The sequence below is a fragment of the Paenibacillus forsythiae T98 genome, from assembly GCF_000520735.1.
Lineage (GTDB): Bacteria > Bacillota > Bacilli > Paenibacillales > Paenibacillaceae > Paenibacillus_AQ > Paenibacillus_AQ forsythiae.
Genome location: NZ_ASSC01000809.1, coordinates 1 through 2,445 on the forward strand (window position 1 = coordinate 1; position 2,445 = coordinate 2,445).

General features: G+C 60.1%; 2 protein-coding genes. One reads left to right on the plus strand and one right to left on the minus strand.

Features of this window, described 5'->3' with window-relative positions; all coding sequences use genetic code 11:
- Positions 1–1,342, minus strand: a 1,342-nt coding sequence (locus L692_RS0124765; protein WP_025702609.1) for an aminotransferase-like domain-containing protein, incomplete at its 3' end; no start/stop codon positions are given.
- 97 nt (positions 1,343–1,439) lie between these two features.
- On the opposite strand from L692_RS0124765, the gene L692_RS0124770 reads away from it, so the two are divergent.
- Positions 1,440–2,445: aminotransferase-like domain-containing protein (locus L692_RS0124770; RefSeq protein WP_025702610.1), on the plus strand; the 1,006-nt coding region annotated here is incomplete at its 3' end.

Below are 2,445 nucleotides of genomic sequence, written 5' to 3' on the forward strand. Positions count from 1 at the left end.
TTACTCCCTGCGGAGCATGCCGTTTCAGCAGCCTCGCCGCCTGCTCCATCCGGGACCGCAGCGCGGCCCGCAGCTCCTTCGTGTAGGCGTCATATTGGCCCGAGATGAACGGGAGCACCGCGAGCTGATTCAGCAGCGGACTACCCAGATCGCTGGCGGCCTTGGCGGCAATCAGCCGCTCAAGGATGTCGCCTTCCGCAGTGACGCAGGCAATGCGGCAGCCCGGGGCCAGCACTTTGCTGAAGCTTTTCATGTAGATGACATGCCCCTCCTTATCTATGCTCTTGATCGAGGCTGGAGGCGGAGAATAGAAATATAAATCAGAAAAAGGATCATCCTCCACAATTAGACAGCGGTAGCTTCGGGCAAGCTCAAGAAGCCGCTGTCTTCTTTCCATGCTCATCGTAGCCCCGCTCGGATTCTGAAACGTAGGCACCGTATAAATCAGCTTGGGCGGCCGCCGGTCGCACAGCCTGGTTAGCAGGTCGATCCGCATGCCGTCCTGATCCATGGGAACGGCGATCATCTCCGCCCCCCTTCCCGCAAACACATCAATGGCCCCCGTATAGCTGGGCGCTTCCAGATACACCGCATCGCCGGGGCCGACAAAGGTCCGGGCCACCAGATCGATTCCCTGCTGGGTCCCGCTCGTAATCATCAGATTTGTAGCGGTCAGGGAAATGCCCCGTGCCCCCAGATGCGTGGTCATCACTTCCCGCAGCTGGAGATCCCCCTGAAAATTACCGTAGACCGACATCAGCTCCGGCCGTTTCGCCACAAGCGTCGTCATCGCCTCTCCGATTTCCTTCAAGGGAAGCAGCCCGGAGTGAATGGCCGCCAGATGGAAGGAATACTCCGCCTCGGAATAGTCGAAATTCCTCCACAGCTGCGCCCTCGGCAAATAATCCCCGTAATCCTCCTGCCATGCGAATGTTCTCCGCGCACCGTTCCCCTTCTGCAGCGCCTTCCTGCCCGGACTCCGGCTGTCGCCGTCATTACCATCCTCATTATTCCCGCTCTGCCAGACGGCTTCAGATCGTTTCGGTTCACCGATCTGCGGGGCCCTTCCCTTTCCATAATCCTCCGCTTCCATCCTTCCGTCTTTCGGCGAGGCGACGAAGCAGCCGAGACCTTGGCGGCGCACAATCCGGCCGCGTCTTTCAAGGTCGGCGTACGCCTTGCTGACTGTCACCTGGCTGACGCCGAGCGAGACTGCCAGCTTCCTTACAGAAGGCAGCCTTGCCCCTTGCTGCAGCAGCCCGGAGGATATGCGCTGCCCGAGCGCCTCACTGATTTGCAGCGGAAGCGGCTTGCCTCCGGCACGGCTCAATTCGATGCGCATCATTCTGATCGTCCTCCACTGTTATATTGTGAGCTTTACTGTTATACTGCTCTGCCGCTATGATACCATCAAATCGGAGGGTAAGGAGCAAAATAGCATGAATATAGCTTATTCCACTATGGCGCAGCATCTTGGCTCATCGGCCGTGCGCGATATTCTTAAATTGACTCAGAGAGGCAATATCATCTCTTTGGCCGGGGGACTGCCCGCAGAGGATCTGTTCCCTCTGGAAGCGGTTCGCGAAGCTTACAGCCGGGTTCTTTCCGGACACACCTCAGTCCTTCAGTACGGTGTAACCGAAGGCTATGCCCCGCTCCGCGAAAAAGTCGCCGCCAGACTGTCCCGTCAGGGGATCACGGTATCTTCGGCAGAGGTGGTGCTGACGACCGGCTCGCAGCAATCGATCGATCTGCTCTGCCGTATGCTGCTCGATCCGGGCGACACCGTGCTCGTGGAGTCGCCCACCTATCTGGCCGCCCTCCAGGTGCTGGGGTCCTACCGCGCCAACATCGTCCCGGTTGCCGGCGATGCCGACGGCATGTTCCCAGACGATCTGGAGCATAAGCTCCGGCTCCATAGCCCCAAGCTGCTGTATGCCGTTCCGACCTTCGGCAACCCGACGGGGGCAACCTGGAGCGAGGAGCGCAGACACAGCGTCGTAGAGCTGTGCCGCCGCTACGGCACGCTCATTCTGGAGGATAATCCTTACGGAGAAATCGCCTTTGAAGGCGGAGACCGGACCGGACTTCCGGCGCTCGCGGCCATCGACGGCCGCTTGGGAGGCGGCGCTGTCGTCTACACCGGCACCTTCTCCAAAATCGTCGCCCCCGCCCTGCGCACAGGCTGGATTGCAGGCAATAGTGAGCTTGTCTCCGCCGTCGCCAGAGCCAAGCAGGCGGCCGATCTGCATTCCAGCACCATCGACCAGCGCGCGCTGGATGAGCTGATGTCCGGCTTCGATCTTGACGGCCACATCGCAGCCATTTCCCGCGAGTACGCCGCCAGGATGAAAGCACTCTCGTCCGAGCTGAGAGCAAGGAACTGGAAGGGCGCCCATTGGGAGGAGCCGCAGGGAGGCATGTTCCTGTGGCTGACACTGGACA